18 protein-coding genes are annotated in these 19,508 nt (G+C 68.5%); 7 read left to right on the top strand and 11 right to left on the bottom strand.

Annotation, left to right across the window (positions count from 1 at the left end):
* The first annotated feature begins 119 nt into the window (after positions 1-119).
* Positions 120-1,454, top strand: coding sequence for a hypothetical protein (locus tag AB0J62_RS16720; protein ID WP_363870789.1), 1,335 nt, complete (start codon positions 120-122; stop codon positions 1,452-1,454).
* Between the two features lie 62 nt (positions 1,455-1,516).
* Here AB0J62_RS16720 and sucD read toward each other — a convergent pair whose 3' ends face one another.
* Together sucD and sucC are read right to left on the bottom strand one after the other, a co-directional pair.
* A complete protein-coding gene (gene sucD / locus AB0J62_RS16715) occupies positions 1,517-2,407 on the bottom strand; it encodes a succinate--CoA ligase subunit alpha (protein WP_134105386.1) in 891 nt (296 codons plus the stop codon).
* A gap of 14 nt (positions 2,408-2,421) precedes the next feature.
* Entirely contained in the window at positions 2,422-3,594 is a 1,173-nt protein-coding gene (sucC, locus tag AB0J62_RS16710; protein ID WP_363870784.1) for an ADP-forming succinate--CoA ligase subunit beta, read from the bottom strand.
* A 128-nt stretch (positions 3,595-3,722) separates the two neighbouring features.
* Here sucC and AB0J62_RS16705 point away from each other — a divergent pair, with 128 nt between their 5' ends.
* Entirely contained in the window at positions 3,723-5,372 is a 1,650-nt protein-coding gene (locus tag AB0J62_RS16705; RefSeq protein WP_363870781.1) for a glycoside hydrolase family 13 protein, read from the top strand.
* A gap of 76 nt (positions 5,373-5,448) precedes the next feature.
* On the opposite strand, the gene AB0J62_RS16700 is transcribed toward AB0J62_RS16705, so the two are convergent.
* From AB0J62_RS16700 to AB0J62_RS16685, 4 genes are all read right to left on the bottom strand, one after another.
* Positions 5,449-6,303 (bottom strand): carbohydrate ABC transporter permease, encoded by an 855-nt coding sequence (locus tag AB0J62_RS16700; RefSeq protein ID WP_363870778.1) that lies wholly within the window; start codon positions 6,301-6,303, stop codon positions 5,449-5,451.
* Positions 6,303-7,364: a sugar ABC transporter permease gene (locus AB0J62_RS16695; RefSeq protein WP_363870775.1), complete on the bottom strand. Its 1,062-nt coding sequence runs from the start codon at positions 7,362-7,364 to the stop codon at positions 6,303-6,305. Before AB0J62_RS16695 ends, AB0J62_RS16700 begins: the two co-directional genes overlap by 1 nt.
* Positions 7,365-7,461: 97 nt before the next feature.
* On the bottom strand, positions 7,462-8,745 hold the full coding sequence (locus AB0J62_RS16690) for an ABC transporter substrate-binding protein (RefSeq protein ID WP_363870772.1): 1,284 nt from the start codon (positions 8,743-8,745) through the stop codon (positions 7,462-7,464).
* A 392-nt stretch (positions 8,746-9,137) separates the two neighbouring features.
* Complete coding sequence (locus AB0J62_RS16685) at positions 9,138-9,557, bottom strand: cobalamin B12-binding domain-containing protein (protein WP_363870769.1); 420 nt, start codon at positions 9,555-9,557, stop codon at positions 9,138-9,140.
* A 132-nt stretch (positions 9,558-9,689) separates the two neighbouring features.
* Here AB0J62_RS16685 and AB0J62_RS16680 point away from each other — a divergent pair, with 132 nt between their 5' ends.
* From AB0J62_RS16680 to AB0J62_RS16665, 4 genes are all read left to right on the top strand, one after another.
* Positions 9,690-10,553: an alpha/beta fold hydrolase gene (locus AB0J62_RS16680; protein ID WP_363870766.1), complete on the top strand. Its 864-nt coding sequence runs from the start codon at positions 9,690-9,692 to the stop codon at positions 10,551-10,553.
* A 218-nt stretch (positions 10,554-10,771) separates the two neighbouring features.
* A complete protein-coding gene (locus AB0J62_RS16675) occupies positions 10,772-11,671 on the top strand; it encodes a M23 family metallopeptidase (protein ID WP_363870763.1) in 900 nt (299 codons plus the stop codon).
* A gap of 61 nt (positions 11,672-11,732) precedes the next feature.
* On the top strand, positions 11,733-12,251 hold the full coding sequence (locus tag AB0J62_RS16670) for a DUF6886 family protein (RefSeq protein ID WP_363870760.1): 519 nt from the start codon (positions 11,733-11,735) through the stop codon (positions 12,249-12,251).
* Complete coding sequence (locus AB0J62_RS16665; RefSeq protein ID WP_363870757.1) at positions 12,215-13,528, top strand: lanthionine synthetase LanC family protein; 1,314 nt, start codon at positions 12,215-12,217, stop codon at positions 13,526-13,528. The genes AB0J62_RS16670 and AB0J62_RS16665 overlap by 37 nt, the downstream gene beginning before the upstream one ends.
* Here AB0J62_RS16665 and AB0J62_RS16660 read toward each other — a convergent pair.
* From AB0J62_RS16660 to AB0J62_RS16640, 5 genes are all read right to left on the bottom strand, one after another.
* On the bottom strand, positions 13,518-14,498 hold the full coding sequence (locus tag AB0J62_RS16660) for an NAD(P)-dependent alcohol dehydrogenase (protein ID WP_363870754.1): 981 nt from the start codon (positions 14,496-14,498) through the stop codon (positions 13,518-13,520). The genes AB0J62_RS16665 and AB0J62_RS16660 overlap by 11 nt on opposite strands.
* Positions 14,499-14,633: 135 nt before the next feature.
* A complete protein-coding gene (locus AB0J62_RS16655; protein ID WP_363870751.1) occupies positions 14,634-15,317 on the bottom strand; it encodes a TetR/AcrR family transcriptional regulator C-terminal domain-containing protein in 684 nt (227 codons plus the stop codon).
* Between the two features lie 39 nt (positions 15,318-15,356).
* Positions 15,357-15,917 carry a hypothetical protein gene (locus tag AB0J62_RS16650; protein WP_363870748.1) on the bottom strand — a complete coding sequence of 187 codons (561 nt, stop codon included), beginning with the start codon at positions 15,915-15,917 and terminating at the stop codon, positions 15,357-15,359.
* A 163-nt stretch (positions 15,918-16,080) separates the two neighbouring features.
* Positions 16,081-18,396: a DNA helicase PcrA gene (gene pcrA, locus AB0J62_RS16645; RefSeq protein WP_363870745.1), complete on the bottom strand. Its 2,316-nt coding sequence runs from the start codon at positions 18,394-18,396 to the stop codon at positions 16,081-16,083.
* 52 nt (positions 18,397-18,448) lie between these two features.
* Positions 18,449-18,805, bottom strand: coding sequence for a hypothetical protein (locus tag AB0J62_RS16640; RefSeq protein WP_363870742.1), 357 nt, complete (start codon positions 18,803-18,805; stop codon positions 18,449-18,451).
* A 98-nt stretch (positions 18,806-18,903) separates the two neighbouring features.
* On the opposite strand from AB0J62_RS16640, the gene AB0J62_RS16635 reads away from it, so the two are divergent.
* Complete coding sequence (locus AB0J62_RS16635) at positions 18,904-19,503, top strand: ATP-dependent Clp protease proteolytic subunit (protein WP_363870739.1); 600 nt, start codon at positions 18,904-18,906, stop codon at positions 19,501-19,503.
* Positions 19,504-19,508 lie beyond the last annotated feature (5 nt).

The raw sequence follows: 19,508 nt of genomic DNA, 5'->3' as shown, positions 1-19,508 counted from the left end.
GGGAGACTTCAGGCCGCTTGCTCACGCTGAGTTCCCTGGTGTTCGGCTGGTGGTAGCGGAGTGGGAGCGGCGTTGGTCTACCCGGTACTGTCGGGTGGAATCAGTCAGGAGGTCGAGCTTTGGCCGGTTCCCACCGTGCATCACGCGGCGGCGGTCGCGCCGCTGCGCGGGAGGCGCGTCGCCAGAAGGCGCGTAAACGGAACCAGACGATCGCCGCCGGCATCGCGGTCGTGGTGCTGGTCGGCGGCGGCGGGGTCGCGGCGCTGAACGCGTTCGGCGGCGACAAGTCACCCGACCCGAAGGCCGGGAGCAGCGCGTCGGACGACAAGCCGGCCAACTCGAATGTGCTCACCGACGACAAGGCACTGCTGGACGCCGCGGGCGCGAAGACGCTCGGCGCTACCGGTGCCTGGACCGTCACCCAGACCGCCGACGGCGATTCGGCGCCGGACAGCGTGTTCGCCTGCCAGGCGCAGCGGTTCGCCGACCCGGCCGGCGTGCGGACCTGGGTCCGCATGTTCCAGAACGCGACGACCAAGGACACGGCCGTCCAGTACGTCGAGGTGTCGAACGACAAGGCCTCCGCGCTCAAGACGTACAACGCGGTCGTCCACTGGCTCAGCCAATGCACTGCACCGCAGACCCGGCTGTCGTCCGGCTACGTGACGACCGGCGTCGGCGAGCGTGGTGTGATCGCCGTGTTCGGCCAGGTGCCCGGATCCAAGACGAAGTACAAGACCGTCGCGGTCGCGCTGGCCGGCCAGGCCACTATGGTGCTCGAGCACGACACCCTGGCCGCCACGCCGCCCAGGCCGGACGCCGTGCTGGCCACGGCCAACGTCGCGGCGAAGAAGATCTGCGCCCAGTCCGGCGGCTGCGGCACCGGCGCCCCGGTCGCGAAACCGGCCCTGCTGCCGAACGTCGACGCGCCGGGCTTCATGGCCTCGGTCGACCTGCCGCTGCTGTCCGAGATCAACAAGCCGTGGGTGAGCGCCCCGGCCGCGAAGGGCAACAGCAGCGGCGGCTGCGAGAAGATCGACTTCAAGAAGGCCAAGGCGCTGAAGTTCGGCACGGTCACGTACGTGACGCCGGAGGCGAAGGTGCCGACCGAGTTCGGCCTGGACGACACGGTCGCGAAGTTCCCCAGCGCGGCCGCCGCGGCGAGCTACGTCACCCAGATCCGCAAGAACGTCGATTCCTGCGAGAAGAACGTCTCGAACGCGAAGGTCGAGGCGACCGGCACCATCCAGACCAGCACGATCAAGGGCAAGAGCTGGAAGGCGACGTACGACACCGGTGACGGGAAGAAGTACATCTACCGGATCGGGGTCGCCGGGTCCGGGGACCGGGTGGTCTACATGCTGTTCCCGGTGCTGAAGGAGCTCGACATCACCGACACGGCGTTCAACGAGACCGTCGCCCGCGCCGTCGACCGCTCGGCCGCCTACAGCTAGGTCAGCCCGCACACAGAAAACGGGACCTGCTCCCGGAGGAACAGGTCCCGCTTTCCGCGGTACTACTTGCTCAGGTTCTGCATGATCTCGCGCATCAGGTTGGCGGTCTCGGACGGCGTCTTGCCGACCTTCACGCCGACCGCCTCGAGGGCCTCCTGCTTCGCGGCCGCAGTGCCCGAGGAACCGGACACGATCGCGCCGGCGTGACCCATGGTCTTGCCCTCCGGCGCGGTGAAGCCCGCGACGTACCCGACGACCGGCTTGGTCACGTTCTCCTTGATGAACGCGGCCGCCCGCTCCTCGGCGTCGCCGCCGATCTCACCGATCATCACGATCGCGTCGGTGTCCGGGTCGTCCTGGAACGCCTGCAGCGCGTCGATGTGCGTGGTCCCGATGATCGGGTCACCGCCGATCCCGATCGCGGTCGAGAACCCGAACTCCTGCAGTTCGTACATCATCTGGTAGGTCAGCGTGCCGGACTTCGACACCAGACCGATCCGGCCCTGGCCGGCGATGCTGGCCGGGATGATGCCTGCGTTCGACTCGCCCGGCGTGATGATGCCGGGGCAGTTCGGGCCGATGATCCGGGTCTTGCCGGACGCCTGCGCGGCGGCGAAGAACGCGGCGGTGTCGTGCACCGGCACGCCCTCGGTGATCACCACGACCAGCGGCACCTCGGCCTCGACGGCCTCCAGGACGGCGTCCTTGGTGAACTTCGGCGGGACGAAGATGACCGACACGTTCGCGCCGGTCTCCTTGACCGCGTCCGCGACGGTGCCGAACACCGCCACCGACTTACCGTCGAAGTCCTGGCTCTGGCCCGCCTTGCGCGGGTTCACGCCGCCGACGATGTTGGTGCCCGAGGCGAGCATCCGGGTGGTGTGCTTGGTGCCCTCGGAGCCGGTCATGCCCTGGACGATGACCTTGCTGTCCTTGGTCAGGAAGATAGACATTGTTCGGCGATCCCTTACTTCGCAGCCAGCTCGGCGGCGCGCTTGGCGGCGCCGTCCATCGTGTCGACCCGCTCCAGACCGGCGAGGCCTGCCTCGTCGAGGATCCGGCGGCCCTCCTCGGCGTTGTTGCCGTCCAGCCGGACGACCAGCGGCTTGGTGACGGCCTCGCCGCGGCTGGCGAGCAGCTCGAACGCCTGCACGATGCCGTTGGCGACCGCGTCGCAGGCGGTGATCCCGCCGAAGACGTTCACGAACACGCTCTGCACCTGCGGGTCCGAGATGATGATCTCCAGGCCGTTCGCCATCACCTCGGCGCTCGCGCCACCACCGATGTCCAGGAAGTTGGCGGGCTTCACGCCGCCGAACTCCGCACCGGCGTACGCGACGACGTCGAGCGTGGACATGACGAGTCCCGCGCCGTTGCCGATGATGCCGACCGAGCCGTCCAGCTTCACGTAGTTCAGGCCCTTGGCCTTGGCCGCCGCCTCCAGCGGGTCGGCCGCCGAGATGTCCTCGAACTCGGCGTGGTCCGGGTGCCGGAAGTCCGCGTTCTCGTCCAGGGTGACCTTGCCGTCGAGCGCCTCGACGTTCCCGTCCTCGAGCTTGACCAGCGGGTTCACCTCGACCAGCGACGCGTCCTCGGCGATGAACACCTCGTACAGCTTGACGATCTCCGGTACGACGGCGTCGATCACGTCGGCCGGGTACTTCGCGGCCTGCGCGATCTCCCGCGCCTTCGCCTCGTCGACACCCGTGGCCGGGTCGATCGAGATCTGCGCGACCGCGTCCGGGTTGGTGTGCGCGACCTCCTCGATCTCCATCCCGCCGGCGGCGGAGGCGATGCAGAGGTAGTTGCGGTTGGCCCGGTCGACCAGGAACGAGAAGTAGTACTCCTCGGCGATCGCCGCGGCCGGGACGATGTTCAGGATCTTGACGACGTGACCCTTGATGTCCAGCCCGAGGATCTCGCGGGCCTTCTCCTCCGCCTCGTCCGGGCTCGAGGCCAGCTTGACGCCGCCGGCCTTGCCGCGCCCACCGGTCTTGACCTGGGCCTTCACGACCACCCGGCCGCCGATCTTCTCGGCTGCCGCGCGGGCTTCCTCCGGAGTCGTGACAACCGCACCCACGGTCGTCCGCACTCCGTGCTTGGCGAAGACCGTCTTCGCCTGGAATTCCATCAGATCCACGAGTGTGGTCCCTCTCTCGCCTGTACGGGCTTCTGACAGTAGCCACCCTCGTGCCGCGAGCAACAGCCGGGGTCCCGGCTGAGACGACGGTCACAGGCCGACGGGCGTCTCATGTCAGGCTAGGTCACATGAGTGACCCTGCAGCCGACTCCAGGACCAGACCAGCTGACGACTGGTGGCGTAGCGCCGTCGTCTACCAGGTGTACCCGCGCTCGTTCGCCGACGCCGACGGCGACGGGACCGGCGACGTGAACGGCATCCGGGCTCGGCTGCCGTACCTCGCCGACCTCGGGGTCGACGCGATCTGGATCAGCCCCTGGTACCCGTCCCCGCTGCTCGACGGCGGATACGACGTGGCCGACTACCGCGACATCAACCCGGAGTTCGGCACGCTCGCCGACGCCGACGCGTTGATCGCCGAGGCGCACGCGCTCGGCCTGCGGATCCTGATCGACCTGGTGCCGAACCACTGCTCCTGGGAGCACCCGTGGTTCCAGGCCGCGCTCAAGGCCGGCCGGGGTTCGGCGGAGCGCGACCTGTTCTGGTTCCGTGACACCAAGGACGGCGGCCCGCCGACCAACTGGCCCGCCGCGTTCGGCGGCGGCGCCTGGCAGCAGATCGAGGACGGGCAGTGGTACCTGCACCTGTTCGACATCTCCCAGCCGGACTGGAACTGGGACAACCCGAAGGTGATCGAGGAGTTCGACGCGATCCTGCGGTTCTGGTTCGACCGCGGCGTCGACGGGTTCCGGATCGACGTGGCCGACTCGATGGCCAAGGACCCGACGCTGCCCGACGTACCGCTGCACAACGGTGAGCCGACGCGGGAGAAGTACGTCGGGAACCCGTTCTACGACCAGCCCGGGGTGCACACCATCCATCAGCGCTGGCGTGCGATCGCCGACGAGTACGCCGATACGCCGCAAGGCGCGCGGGTCTTCGTGGCGGAGGCGTGGCTGTCCCCGGCGGAGCGCCTCGCGCAGTACGTACGGCCGGACGAACTGCAGTCCGCGTTCAACTTCGATGCCTTGCGGGCCACCTGGGACGCGAAGGACCTGCGGGAGGTGATCGACCACACCACCGAGAACCTGTGGGCGGTCGGGGCGCCGGCGACCTGGGTGCTGAGCAACCACGACACGATCAGGCACCGCACGCGGTACGGCCGCGACAAGCGGGACGCGCTGGAGGGCGCGGGCGTCGTACCGACCGATCTGCAGCTCGGACTGCGCCGGGCGCGGGCCGCCGCGCTGCTGGAGCTGGCGTTGCCGGGTGGCGCGTACATCTACCAGGGCGACGAGCTCGGGCTGCCCGAGGTCGAGGATCTGCCGGAGGACGTGCTCGACGATCCGACCTGGGAGCGTTCCGGCCACACGGTCCGCGGCCGCGACGGCTGCCGGGTCCCGATCCCTTGGTCCGGCACCGAGCCACCGTTCGGCTTCGGGCCCGGCACCGGCCAGCCCTGGCTCCCGCAGCCCGCCGACTGGGCGGGTCTGACCGCCGAGTCGCAGGCCGGGGACCCGGACAGCCACCTGAGTCTCTACAAGGCGGCGCTCCGGATCCGCCGTGACCACCCGGCTCTCGGCGACGGCCGTCTCGTCTGGGACGCCGACGCTCCGGCCGGCGTGCTGTCATTCACCCGCGAACCCGGGTTCCGCTGCGTGGTCAACATCAGTGACGCGCCGGTCACTCTGCCGCCGCATCAGCAGGTCCTGCTCGCCAGCGAACAGCTGGCGGACGGCGTACTGCCGGTGGACACCACGGTCTGGCTCGCCGTCTGATCCAACGCGAAACGGCCGGAGCCCAAGGCTCCGGCCGTTTGTCGTTCCTAGCGGTTTCGATCCCGATCGGGCCGGCTCACTTCACGCCACCTGCCGTGAGGCCGGCGACGATACGGCGCTGGAACAGCAGTACGGCGATCACGAGCGGGATCGTCACCACCACACCGGCGGCCATCTGGCTGCCGAACGGTTGGTCACGGCCCGTCGTACCGGTGAACTGCGAGACGATCACGTTCGCCGTCTGGATCGACTTCTTGTTGGTCATGCTCAGTGCGATCAGGAACTCGTTCCAGGCCGCGATGAACGTGATGATCGCGGTCGTGAACACACCGGGCGCCGCCAACGGGATGATGATCTTGCGGAACGCCTGGGCCGGCGTACAGCCGTCCACCATCGCCGCCTGCTCGAGTTCCTGCGGCATCTGCCGGAAGAACGACGTCAGGTTCCACACCGCCAGTGGCAGTGCGAACGACAGGCTCGGCACGATCATCGCCTGGTAGGTGTTGATCCACTTGATGTCGACGAACAGCTTCAGCAGCGGCACGACGAGCGAGATGCCCGGGAACATCGACGTGGTGATGATGATCGCCAGCACGATGTTCTTGCCCCGGAAGTCGAGCCGGGCCAGCGTGTACGCCGCCACCATGCCGATCACCAGCGTCAGGATCGTCACCGACCCGGCCACGATCAGGCTGTTCAGCAGACCCCGGCCGAAGCCGTTGGAACCGCTGAACACGTCCTTGAAGTTCTGGATCGAGAACGGCGCCGGGATGATGCTGTTCGAGAACTGGTCCGACGGCTTGCGGAACGCCGAGACGACCATCCAGTAGAACGGCGCCAGGCAGTAGATCACGATCACCGCGACACCGAGCAGCGGCGCCCACCGGCGCAGCGGACCGGCCTCGGCCGGCTGGGGAGCTACGGCAGCCATTACATCCCACCTCCGCCCGCAGCGACGGCACCGACCGACGCGTTCGTGGTCTCCTTGTCCTTGACCGCGTTCTTCTTCCGCCAGCGCCTGCCGTTGCCACCGCCAGGCTTCTTGGCTCTGGCCTCACCGATCACATCTGCTCCGAGGATCTTGACGAACAGGTACGCGACCACCGCGACGTAGATGAACAGCACCGTCGCGTAGGCGGCCGCCGGGCCGTATCTGGTGTTGAACGCCTCGTCGTAGGCCAGCATCGACAGCGTCTCGACCGAGTCCTTGTGCGCGCCGACCAGGACGAACGGCAGGTCGAAGATCCGCAGCGTGTCGAGGATCCGGAACAGCACTGCCACCAGCAGTGCCGGCTTCACCAGCGGCAACGTGATCCGGGTGAAGGTCTTCCACGCGGTCGCCCCGTCCACCTTCGCGGCCTCGTAGACCTCGGCCGGGATGGTCTGCAGCCCGGCCAGGACCAGGAGGCCGATGAACGGTGCGGTCTTCCAGGTGTCGGCGATGACGACCGACAGCTTCGACTGCCAGCCCTCGGTCGACCACAGGATCTGGGTGCCGATCAGGGTGTTGGCGATGCCGTCGGCCTGGAAGATCCACTTCCACAGCAGCGCCGAGATGACGGTCGGGATCGCCCACGGGACCAGGATGCTGGCCCGGACGATGCCGCGGCCCTTGAAGGCCTTGTGCATGATCAGCGCCATCGCGACGCCGAGAACGGTCTCCAGCACGATGCAGACCACGGTGAAGAACGTCGTGTTGTAGAACGCGTTCCAGAACCGGCGTCCGGTGTCGCCCTTGAAGATGGCGGTGTAGTTGTCGAGCCCGACGAAGGTCGAACCCTTGACGATGAACCCGTTCGCGTCGAGATGCTGGCCGCTCGTGAACAGCGACTCCCGCAGCGCCGACATGATCGGGAACAAGACGACGACGGCGAGTACGAGCAGCGTCGGCGAGAGCAGGACCGCGGCCAGCCGGCCGGTGCCCTCGTTGAACCGTTGCTGCTTCTTCGGCTCCTTGGCCGGCCGCTCGAGGACCGGCATGGTCGCAGTCACCTGCGCCTCCTTTGCTTCCCGGGCGGAACCCGGGCAGGGACCGGCCGGGGCCGGTGCGTGGTCATAACCTCCCCACGCACCGGCCCCGGCACGACGATCATTGCGTGATGAGCGACTGCAGCTTGGTCTGCAGGTCGGACAACGCCTGATCCGGCGTCGACTTACCGTTCAGCGCGTTGTACGCCGCTTCCTGGATCGCAGCCGTCACATCGCCGTACTTGACCACCCGCGGCCGCGGCTGCGCGCCGAGGATCGAGGCCTTGAGCGGCGCGAGGTACGGGAACTGCTTGTTCAGCGTCGGGTCGTCGTACAGGGACTGCCAGGTCGGCGCCTGCGACGTCTTCTCGATGTTCGCCTTCTGGCGCGCCTCGCTCGCCATGAAGTTGATGAAGTCGATCGCGGTCGCCTTGTTCTTCGCGAACGAGCTGATCGCGTAGTCGTGACCGCCCAGCGACGAGACGCCGGCGCCGGTCTTGCCCGGCAGCGGGGCGACCGCGAACTTGCCGGCCACCTTCGAGGAGCCGTCGGTCTTGCTCGCCAGGCCGTAGACGTACGGCCAGTTACGCAGGAAGAGCAGCTTGCCGTCCTGGAACGCGCGCCGGCTCTCTTCCTCCTTGTAGGTGATCGCGGCCTTCGGGATGGCGCCGGTCTTGAAGCCGTTCACCAGTTCGTCCAGTCCGGCCTTGGCCTCCGGGGTGTTGACGTTCGGCTTGCCGTCCTTGTCGACGACGACACCGCCCGCGGAGTTGACCGCCTCGGAGAAGTTGACCGTCAGGCCCTCGTACTTCTCGAACTGACCGGCGTAGCAGCTCATGCCCTTGGCCTCGGGCAGCGCGGCCACCTTGGTGCAGTCCGCGGTCATCTCGTCCCACGTCTTCGGGGCGTCCGCGATACCGGCCTTGGTCAGCAGGTCCTTGCGGTAGTAGAGCAGACCGCCGTCGGAGGTGATCGGCACGCCGTACAGCTTGTCGCGGTACTTGGCGGTCTCCACCGTCGCCGGGATCAGCTTGCCCAGGTCGGGCACCTTGTCCTCGGGGATCTGGGTGATCCACTGGTTCGCCGCGAACTCCGACGTCCAGACCACGTCCATCACCAGCACGCTGTACGCGTCGGACTTGGCCGTGGCGTTCTGCACCATCTGCTGACGCTGGGCGTCGGCGTCCTCGGGCAGCTCCTTCAGCTCGACCTTCTCGTTCGGGTGCGACGCGTTCCACGCGTTGAGCTGGTTCTGGAGGTTTCCGGAGGTGTCCTTGCCGGTGGCAAGGGTGATCGGCCCCCGACCCTCGAGCGCGCCGGCCGAACTACCCCCGCCGCTGCTGCTTCCGTCATCGCCACTACCACACGCGGTGGCCAGCAGCGCCAGGCTGCTTGCCACGGCCACGAAGGCCGTCCTGCGTGCGTGTGATCGTTCAAACCTCATCGTTTACCTGCCCTCTCCCGATGGGACGTATCGCCTTGGTCCGGCCCGGTTGATCGCAGACCCCCACCGCACTGCGATCCGCCATGTCCGGACAGTAACCGAGAACGGGGCCGATGTGTTCTGAGCCACACACAGTCCCGTCGACGGTCTCTGAAACGGACAGCCGCATGGCTGTATGCGACCGCGTTTGGGAAGCCCGCACAACCGGGCATTTCCTAACGATTCGGTATTACCGATTAGTAACCTGGCTGAACCGGACAGGAGTGTTCAGAACGACTCCGGGCAGTCGTCATTACGCTCCGGAGCGGATCCGGGACTCCGGTAGCCGTACAGCGGCGGTTCTCAGCCTGAGCTCAGGCCGGGGACGCCGAAGCGTCGCCGACGTTGCCGCGGACCCACTCGACGATCTCGGTCGTGGTCGCGCCGGGGGTGAAGATCTTGTGTACGCCGAGCTCGGCCAGCGGCTGCAGGTCGGCCTCCGGGATGATCCCGCCGCCGAACACCACGATGTCCTCGGCATCCCGCTCGTCCAGCAGCTCACGCACGCGCTTGAACAGCGTCATGTGCGCGCCGGACAGCACCGACAGCCCGATCGCGTCCGCGTCCTCCGCGATCGCCGTCTCGACGATCTGCTCGGGCGTCTGGTGCAGTCCGGTGTAGATGACCTCCATGCCGGCGTCGCGCAGCGCGCGGGCCACGACCTTGGCGCCACGGTCGTGACCGTCCAGACCGGGCTTGGCGACGACAACGCGCAACGGGCTCGTAGCAGGCATGCTCGCAGGCTAACCGGTGGGAACCTCACGGATAAGACACGGAGCTGTGTGTTCCCCGCCACGCAGGATGGGAACCGGTTACCTTGGAAGAGATCGGACCAATCGGGGGGTCTGGTTTGTGAGGAGTCGCCCATGAGTTCCTGGCAGGACGACCTCCGCGGCGCGCTGGACGGACTCGCGTACGGCGCCCGCTCCGCACTCTCGCCCAGCGTGCTGCAGGGTGCCGCCGTCGAGATCGGCTGGCTGACCACGCACCTGGCGATGTATCCGCTCGGCGTGATCGGCATGGCCGGCGGCACCTCGCGGGCCCTCCCGGCGCGGCTGAACCTGGCCGGCCTCGGTCCGGCACAGCGCGGCCTGCTGGTCAGCGACGTCAGAGCCGCCGGTACGCCGATCCTGCTGGCGCACGGGATCATCGACAACCACACGATCTTCGCGCTGATGCGCCGGCAGCTGGCGCGCCGCGGGTTCAGCAGCATCCACACGTTCTCGTACTCGCCGCTGACGCTCGACGTACGCCGTACCGCGGAGCGGATGGGCCGGGAGATCGAGGCGATCTGCGAGGACTCCGGGTCGGACCAGATCCACGTCATCGGGCACAGCCTGGGCGGACTGATCGCGCGGTACTACGTCCAGCGGCTCGGCGGGGACGAGCGGGTGCACACCTGCGTCACGCTCGGCACGCCGCATCAGGGCACCGTCGCGGCCAAGCTGCTGCCGTGGCCGCTGGTGAAGCAGGTCCGGCCGGACAGCGAGCTGATGGCCGAACTGGCCGAGCCGGCGCCGGACTGCCGGACCAGGTTCGTGGCGTTCTACAGCGACGTCGACCAGCTGATCGTGCCGCAACGGCGGGCCCGGATCCGCCACTCCGACCTGATGGCGAGCAACGTCCGCGTGCACGGGGTCGGTCACCTGTCGCTGCCGTTCCACGGCGAGGTGGTGCACCAGATCACCGGGATGCTCGCCCACCTCGACGAACAGCCCAAAACTGCCTGACCCGTCAAACTTCTGGGCGCTCGCGGCCGATGCACGTGCAGGCGCGCATGCAAAAGTTTCGTGAAGGAGAGGCAGAAAACGCCGGGACAGGGTTTGTGGCCCCGTGACTGATCCGTTATCGTGCGTCAGGTCCCTAGCGGGAATAAACCCCCGCAAGGGATGGGACGAGCCTCCCTAGCTCGGCCCAAGCCCCTCCCCTGTGACCGAAAGGCCACGTTGTGTCCCAGCACCGTGCCGCGGGAGACCGCGTCACGCCCGGCAACGCTGCGCGCAAGCCCGGCGCAGGACGTCATAGTGCCAAGCATCGCGTCGCCAGGCGTAACACCCCCAGCAGTACCCAGATCGTCGGACTGACCGCCGCGCTCGCCGCGGCCGCCGGAGCCGTCGGCTTCAGCGCCAGCACGCTGGCGTCGCCCACCCAGGCGAACTCCGCGGTGAACCTTGCCGCCCTGGGCCTGGACAGCGGTCAGCAGCTGTCCGGCATCACCACGGCCCGCATCCAGGCCCGCCAGCTCGCCACCCGTGACTCCTCCCGGGTCCAGCTGGCCGACACGACCAAGAAGCAGTCCGCCGCCGCGCAGCTGGCCAAGGCCCGCGCCGCGAAGCTGACCGCCACCCAGGCACTGACCGCGAAGCGCGCGAGCGCTCTGGCCGCCGCGAAGGCGAAGGCCGACCTGGCCGCGAAGACCGCCCGCGAGTCGGCCACCCGCTGCCAGATCATGGTCACCGGCTACCACATCACCGCGACCTTCGGTCAGGGCGGCAGCCGCTGGGCCCACAACCACACCGGCCTCGACTTCGCCGCCCCGATCGGCACCCGGATCGGCGCCGTGATGAAGGGCGTGGTGATCTTCGCCGACTGGGCCGGGCCGTACGGGCGTCAGGTCCAGGTCCGGCACGAGGACGGCACCGTCACCTGGTACAACCACATGTCGAAGTTCAGCGTGACGGTCGGCGAGACCGTGTACGCCGGTGACCAGGTCGGCGCGGTCGGGATGACCGGCAACACCACCGGCCCGCACCTGCACTTCGAAGTACACCCGAACGGCGGCGAGGCCGTCGACCCGGACCCGTGGCTCCGCAACCACTGCGGCCTCAACCCCTACACCGCCGGCTAGTAGCACCCCCGGCCCGGTAATCCCCGAGCAGCGACCTGGCACCACGGCTAAGCTGCGGCGCATGCGCCCGGCTGCTGGCGAGGTACTGCACTTCTCCGAAGATCCGACCATCACGACCTTCCGTCCGTACGTCGCGAGGACGAACGGACAGGTCACGCCGTACGTCTGGGCCGTCGGCCACGACCGCGCCCCCGACTACTGGTTCCCGCGGCAGTGCCCCCGTGCGATGGCATGGGTAGGCCCCGCGACGACTCCCGAGGACCGCGACCGCATCATCGGCGCCGGCTCCGGCACCCGCGTGCACGCCGTCGAGTACGGCTGGCTGGACGCGATCCGCTCGGTCGAGCTGTACGCGTACCGCCTGCCGGCCGACGAGTTCGTCGAGCGTGACGCCGCGGTCGTCGCAACGACCGAGGTCCAGCCGCTCGGCCCGGCCGAACGTGTCGGCGACCTGTTCGCGCTGCACGAGGAGGCCGGGATCCAGTTGCGGGTCCTGCGGCGGCTGCACGACTTCTGGGCCGAGACCGTCGCCAGCACCCTCGAATGGAGCGGGATCCGGATGCGGAACGCCAAGCCATGACGTACGCCGATGTGGCCGAGGCGGCCTGGGCCTGGGTGCGGACTCAGGTCCGGTGGGACGACGACGGGCCGTGGATCCCCGAGTCCGGGGGCGGGGACAAGCCCGTCGAGTACCTCGACGGCATGCACAGCGGTATCGGCGGGCTCGCATACACGTTGGCGGAGATCCGGCTGACGCGCCCGTGGACGACCGCCGAACAGGACCTGGCGACGGGGATCGCCGACCGCATTCGTGCCCTGATCCCGAACGACCGGTCGACCACGTTCTTCGACGGTCAGGTCAGCTCGATCGGGATCCTGAGCGCTCTCGGCGAGCCGGGAACGTACGCCGCGCTGCACCGGATCCGGGACCTCGCGACCGACGACGGCTGGCCGGAGAGCTTCCTCGACGAGCCTCGGTACAAGCCGGGTGCGTTCGCGAACGACGTCACCCTCGGCACCGCGGCGGTCCTCCTCGGCGCGGTGTGGGCGATGCGCCGTGGCGAGGACGCCTCGGCGCTGGCGTCGCACGCGGCCGACGTGCTGCTGGGCGAGAAGGAGGAGACTGCTGCCGGCGTGAACTGGCAATTCGTGTCCCGGCGGTTCCGGACCGACGAGCCGAGCGAGATGCCGAACTTCACGCACGGCCTGGCCGGGATCGCGACGGCGCTCGCCGTGGCGGGCGTGGACCTCGGCCGGCCCGAGCTCATCGACGTGGCACGGCGCGGGGCCGAGCATCTGGTCAGCATCGGGATCAACGACGACAAGGGTTTCCGGGTCGCGCGGGTGATTCCGTGGGCCGAGCGGCATGGCGACGAGTTCACCTACAACTGGTGCCACGGCGGGGCCGGGACGGCGCTGCTGTTCAGCGCGCTCGAGTACGCCGACGTGAGAGAGGTGGCGGGCGAAGCGCCCGGGACGTGGCACCGGCGTTGCTTGGACAGCGTCCGGAACTCCGGGATCCCCGAGCGACTGCACCCCGGCTTCTGGGACAACGACGGGCGCTGCTGCGGTACTGCGGGAGTCGGCGACGCATTCCTGGACGCCGGCGACGACCAGGACCTGGAGTTCGCCGTCCTGATGGGTGACACGTTGCTCGACCATGCGCATCACGAGGGCAGTCACGCGTACTGGCGATTCATCGAGCATCGCAACGAGGATCCGCTGCTGCCGCCCGGGGTCGGCTGGATGCAGGGGGCGGCCGGCATCGCGGCGTACCTGTTCCGGCTCCAGCGGGTGCTGGGCGGCGATCAGCGGGTCGTGGAGCGGATGGACAACTGGTGGGCGATCAGACGGTGACGACGACCTTCGCGCGGGCGTGTTCGCCTTTCAGGTAACGCATTGCGTCAGCCGTCGCGGCGAGCGGGTAGGTGCGGTCGATGATCGGCACAAGCTTCCCGGCCTCCGCAAACTCACGCAGGGTGGCGAGGTTCTGCTGGCTCGCTTTCACCGTCAGTAGGACGATCCGGCGACCGACGAACGGCGACAGCAGCGTGCCGCGCATCATCAGGCCCATCGGTCCGAGCAGGCTCCCTCCCTTGTAGACCCCGCCGCCGGACAACACCAGCAGACCACCGGGCTTCAGGACCCGACGAAGGTCGGACAGCGAGCGATTGCCGACCAGATCGAGGACGACGTCGTACCTGCGATCCTCGCGCGCGAAGTCGGTTGTGGTGTAGTCGATCAGCTCGTCGGCGCCGGCCGATCGGACCAGCTCGAGATTCCGCCAGCTGCAGACGCCGATGACGTTCGCGCCGTACGCCTTGGCCAGCTGGACGGCGAAGGTGCCGACGCCGCCGGATGCGCCGTTGACGAGAATCTCCTGGCCTGGTTGGAGTTTCGCGACATCGCGGATGCCTGTCAGCGCGGTGTTGGCAGCCAGTGGCATCGCCGCCGCCTGCTCGAAGGTCAGGTTGGCGGGCTTGCGTTCGATGCGGTGCTCGGGAGCGCAGACGTACTCCGCGAAGGCGCCGGGGGCGTCGCCGTACACCTCGTCGCCGGGCTGGAAACGGGTGACCGCGGGCCCGACCGCTTCGACCGTGCCGGCGAAGTCGGTGCCGCGGATGCGCTCGTTCGGGCGGCGCCAGCCGAGGTCCGCGGACGGGCGGGCGATATACGGGTCGCCACGCAGAACGTGCCAGTCGCGGGCGTTGAGCGCGGCCGCGCGAACGCGCACGAGAACTTGGTCGCCGACCGGCCGCGGGGTGTCGACGTCAGCAAAGCGCAGCACGTCGGGTGAGCCGTACCGGTTCTGAACGATGGCTTTCATGTCCCGCCCCTTACAGTGTAAGTCAATCTTACGTCGTAAGGCTGACTTACACCGTAAGAAACGTCAAGGGGTGGAGCGTGGGGGTTGTGGCGGGGTTTCTAGCGGGGGTTTGTCCGGGCCGGGGGCCGGCGGGGGCTAGCGCGTGGCGAGGCGGGCTAGGCCGTCCAGGATTAGGTCGAGGGCGAACTCGAACTCTTGCTGGTCGTCGCACCAGCCGATCGTGGAGTCGGGGTCGTCGTGGGCGACCTCGGCGAGCATGCCGGCCAGGTTCGGGACCTGGGCGGCGAGGTCGGCGAGCATCCGGGTGTCGGCGTCCGGGTTCGGGCTCGCGTCGGCCGGGTCGAACAGTTCCTGGCTGAAGCCGAGCGCCCGGCTGCCGAGCGCGTGCAGGGCGTGATGGGCGAGGTCGTACGAGAAGCCGCCCGATCGCATCAGGCCGACGAGCCGGTCGTGGTAGATGACGACCGCCGGGCGCATCGTCGTACGGCTCTCCAGGAGTCGCGGGGCCCACGGGTGCCGGAGGAGCACGGCCCGTGCGGTGAGGATGCGGTGCCGCATCGCGGCCTTCCAGTCGTTCACGACGGTGAGGCGGTCGACGGCTTCGTTGAGCTCGGCCATCAGTACGTCGACGATGCCGTCGAGCAGATCGTTCTTGTTCGCGACGTGGTAGTACAGCGACATCGCCTCGGCACCGAGCGCCTCGCCGATCCGGCGCATGGTGACGGCGTCGAGGCCGTCGGCGTCTGCGATCTCGACCGCGGCCCGCAGTACCCGGTCACGGCTCAGCGGCGTCCGTGGCGCCGGCGCCTGACTAGCCACTGTTGATCCTCCAAACGCTGATTCGTACAGCGTAAGGGGTCAGCGCTGCCAGACCTCGGCGGTGGTGAGGAACGCCGACGAGCCCGGCCTCTCCGGCGACCCGTCGACCTGCACGAAGCCCGGGACGGAAGCGCCGCCGATCGAGACCGTCGCCGACCGGACCGGCGCGATCACCAGGCTGAGGCTGTGATTTCCCTCGGCGAGCGGGAAGTTGTCGGTGGCGAACAGCCGCCGGTCCAGCACCCCACCCATCTCGATCTGGATGTCCGCGGCCTTCGCGCTCAGCCCGTCGGCGAGGTTCATCGAGACCTGGACCAGATCGCGCTCGACGGCCGGCTCGTGCCACGGCAGCCCTTGCACCTCGAGGAACGAGCGGACGAAGTACCGCTCCAGCCAGGCGGCGAGGTCGACGTCCTCGGAGACCACCCGGACGATCCCGTCGAACCACAACACGACCGCCGTACCCGCGCCGCGGATGGACCAGTCGACCATCCAGATCGAGGCGTACGCCGTCACCTTGCCGTTCTCGTCGAACAGCCGCAGCCCAGGGTTGGCCCCCGCCAGGATGATCCGGCGGTTGTTGCCAGCCGATTTGGACATGAGGGAGGACGCTTCCGGGAGGGGGCGAAGAAACTTGATTGTCTCAATCTCCGGCCCAGATGCAACGCGAACGTCCGAAAGGTTGACGCGGAGTTGCGATTACCGGCCGCCGCCGACCCACCACGGATGGCCACGGATGGCCACGCTCGACCGACGCAGGGGCTTAGATCTTCTCCACCGGCGCGTACCGCAGCAGCAGCCGCTTGACGCCCTCGGAGCCGAAGTCGATATCGGCCTGCGCCTGCTGACCTTCGCCGCGGACCACGACGACCGTGCCCATCCCGAACGTGTCGTGAACGACGCGGTCACCCGGGTTGAGACTGATCACCGGCTTGTCGGAGGCGCTCCGGCGCGTTGGCTCGTACCGGCTCGGGATGCCGCTGCCGCGAACCGTCCCGGTGCCGGACCAGCGCGTGATCGCGGACTCGTCGCGCCGCCAGTCGAGCAGCTCGCCCGGGATCTCCTCCAGGAACCGCGACGGCGGATTGTGCTGCGGAGCGCCGTACGCCGAACGCACCGCCGCGCGCGAGATCGCCAGCCGCTGCCGGGCCCGGGTGATGCCGACGTACGCGAGCCGGCGCTCCTCCTCGAGCTCCTTCAGGTCGGTCAGCGACCGCGAATGCGGGAAGACGCCGTCCTCCATGCCGGTCAGGAACACGACCGGGAACTCCAGGCCCTTCGCGGTGTGCAGCGTCATCAGCGTGACCACGCCGTCGGTCGCCGCATCCGGGATCTGGTCCGCATCGGCGACCAGCGCGACCCGCTCCAGGAACGCCTGCAGATCGGCGGCTTCACCGGCCGCGGTCCGCTCCTCGACGAATTCGCGGGCCACCGAGATGAACTCGTCCAGGTTCTCCAACCGGGTCTCGTCCTGCGGATCCGGCGACTTCTGCAGCGTCTCGTAGTACCCCGAGCGGTGCAGCGCGACGTCGAGGATGTCGTCCGGCGGCGCACCCGAATCGACCATCGCGGTCAGCTCGTCGAGGATGTCCACGAAGGCCTGTACGGCGTTGACCGAGCGCGACGCCATCGCCGGCGCCTCGCCGGCGCGGCGCATCGCGGCCGCGAACGAGATCCGCTCGCGCGCCGCCAGGGCCTCGATCGCCGCCTCGGCCCGATCGCCGATCCCGCGCTTCGGCTCGTTCATGATCCGGCGCAGCGAGACGGTGTCCTCCGGGTTCGTCAGCACGCGCAGGTACGCGAGCGCGTCGCGGACCTCCTTGCGCTCGTAGAACCGGACGCCGCCGACCACCTTGTACGGATGGCCGGTGCGGATGAAGACCTCTTCGAAGACCCGGGACTGCGCGTTGGTCCGGTAGAAGACCGCGACGTCGGACGGCTTGATCCCGTCGGCGTCGGTGAGCCGGTCGATCTCGTCGGCGACGAACTGCGCCTCGTCGTGCTCGTTGTCGGCGACGTACACCGCGATCTGCTCGCCCTGGCCCTGGTCGGACCAGAGGTTCTTCGCCATCCGGCCCTCGTTGCGGGCGATCACCGCGTTGGCCGCGGACAGGATCGTCTGGGTGGAGCGGTAGTTCTGCTCGAGCAGGATCGTCTCGGCGCCGGCGAAGTCCTCCTCGAAGGCGAGGATGTTGCGGATCGTGGCGCCCCGGAACGCATAGATCGACTGGTCGGAGTCGCCGACCACCATCAGCTCGGCCGGCGGCGCCGTAGGCCCGTTGTAGTCCGCCGGATCCTCGCCGCAGAGCTCGCGGATCAGCGTGTACTGCGCGTGGTTGGTGTCCTGGTACTCGTCGACGAGCACGTGACGGAAGCGGCGGCGGTAGTACTCACGGACGTCGGGGAACGCCTGCAGCAGATTGACCGTGGTCATCAGCAGGTCGTCGAAGTCCAGCGCGTTCGCCTGGGCGAGGCGCTCCTGGTACGTCCGGTAGCACTCGGCGTAGGTCTCCTCGAGATGGTTCTCGGCCTTCGCCGCGGCCGTCTCGTGGTCGATCAGCTCGTTCTTCTGGGTGCTGATCCAGTTCAGCACGGCGCGCGGGTTGTACCGCTTGACGTCGAGGTCGAGCTCGCGGCACACCAGCGTCATCAGCCGGCGCGAGTCGGTGTCGTCGTAGATCGAGAACGTCGAGCTGATCCCGAACCGCTTGATGTCGCGGCGCAGGATGCGCACGCACGCCGAGTGGAACGTCGAGACCCACATCAGCTTCGCCCGCGGCCCGACCAGGTCCACCACCCGCTCGCGCATCTCGGCGGCGGCCTTGTTGGTGAACGTGATCGCCAGGATCGACCCGGGGTGGGCGTCGCGGGCCGCCAGCAGGTAGGCGATCCGCCGGGTCAGCACCCGGGTCTTGCCCGAACCCGCACCGGCCACGACCAGCAGCGGCTTGTCGGAGTGCACCACAGCCGCACGCTGCTGCGGGTTCAGCCCCTCGAGCAGCGAATCCGGGTCGGTCCGGGACGTCTTCGGCTCCTCCAGCGGCACTGGGAGCTCATCAGGCGAGAACAGCGTAGTCATCACTCAACACCTTAGGCGCTCTCCCCGACACTTTCCGAAAACCGCAGGTCGGCTAGGACAGCTGGCGGGTGAGGTGTAGGACGACCGGGGTGGGGGCGCCGAGCCAGAGCATTTTTGCGGAGCGGTCGTCGTGCGACGTGATCCGTAGGCCGGGGACGCCTTCGATCTGGCCTTCGTAGTCCTTTGCGGCGAGGTGGGCGACGACGTCGGCGAGTTCGGGTCCGTCCGACCATTCGATCCGCGCCAGGTCGGGACGCGCCTGCCACATGTCGACCCAGCCCGCCGGGTCCTCGCTGAACAGCGTCGTACGCAGGATCATCGACGCCGCACCGAGCAGCGTCGCCGCCGGGGTCGCGGTCAGTTCCAGCAGGGTGCGCTCCTGCGCGGTCAGGTCGTCAGTCAGAATCACCTGCCGGAGCCTGCCACAGCATCAGCTTTGCTGTGGGCAGACTTGCCGTGAGCAGAAAAGCTGGGGTACGCCGTGCCGTCCGCGTCAGGGTGGATGACATGGCAGAAGACATGAAACCGCCGATGTTCAACGAGACCGCCCGGCAGCGGTTGCTCGCGCAGCGGATCGTCGTACTTGACGGAGTGCTCGACGACGACAACGGGACCCTGCTGGCCAGCCAGATCATGTCGCTGGCGGCCGAGGACCCGGACACCGACATCGCGTTGTGGATCCATTCGCCCGGCGGTTCGGTGCCGTCGATGCTGGCGATCCGGGACGTGATGCGGCTGGTGCCGTGCGACGTGGCGACGCTGGCGATCGGGCTGGCCTGCAGCGCGGGCCAGTTCCTGCTGTCGGCCGGTACGCCGGGCAAGCGCTACGCCCTGCGGCACGCACGTGTCCTGATGCACCAGGGATCGGCCGGGATCGGCGGCTCCGCGGTGGAGATCGAGATCCAGGCCAACGACCTGCGGCACATCCGCGACACCGTGCTCGGGCTGATCGCCGGGGACACCGGTCAACCGTTCGAGACCGTGCACGAGGACTCGCTGCACGACCACTGGTACACCGCCGACCAGGCCCGCGAGTACGGCTTCATCGACCACATCGTCGAGTCGTTCGACCAGGTCATGCCCAGGAAGAAGGAGGTTGCGGCATGAGCGAA

This window comes from Kribbella sp. NPDC049584, from assembly GCF_040675555.1.
In the GTDB taxonomy this organism is placed as follows: domain Bacteria; phylum Actinomycetota; class Actinomycetes; order Propionibacteriales; family Kribbellaceae; genus Kribbella.
This window is presented reverse-complemented; position numbering and strand designations above follow the sequence as displayed.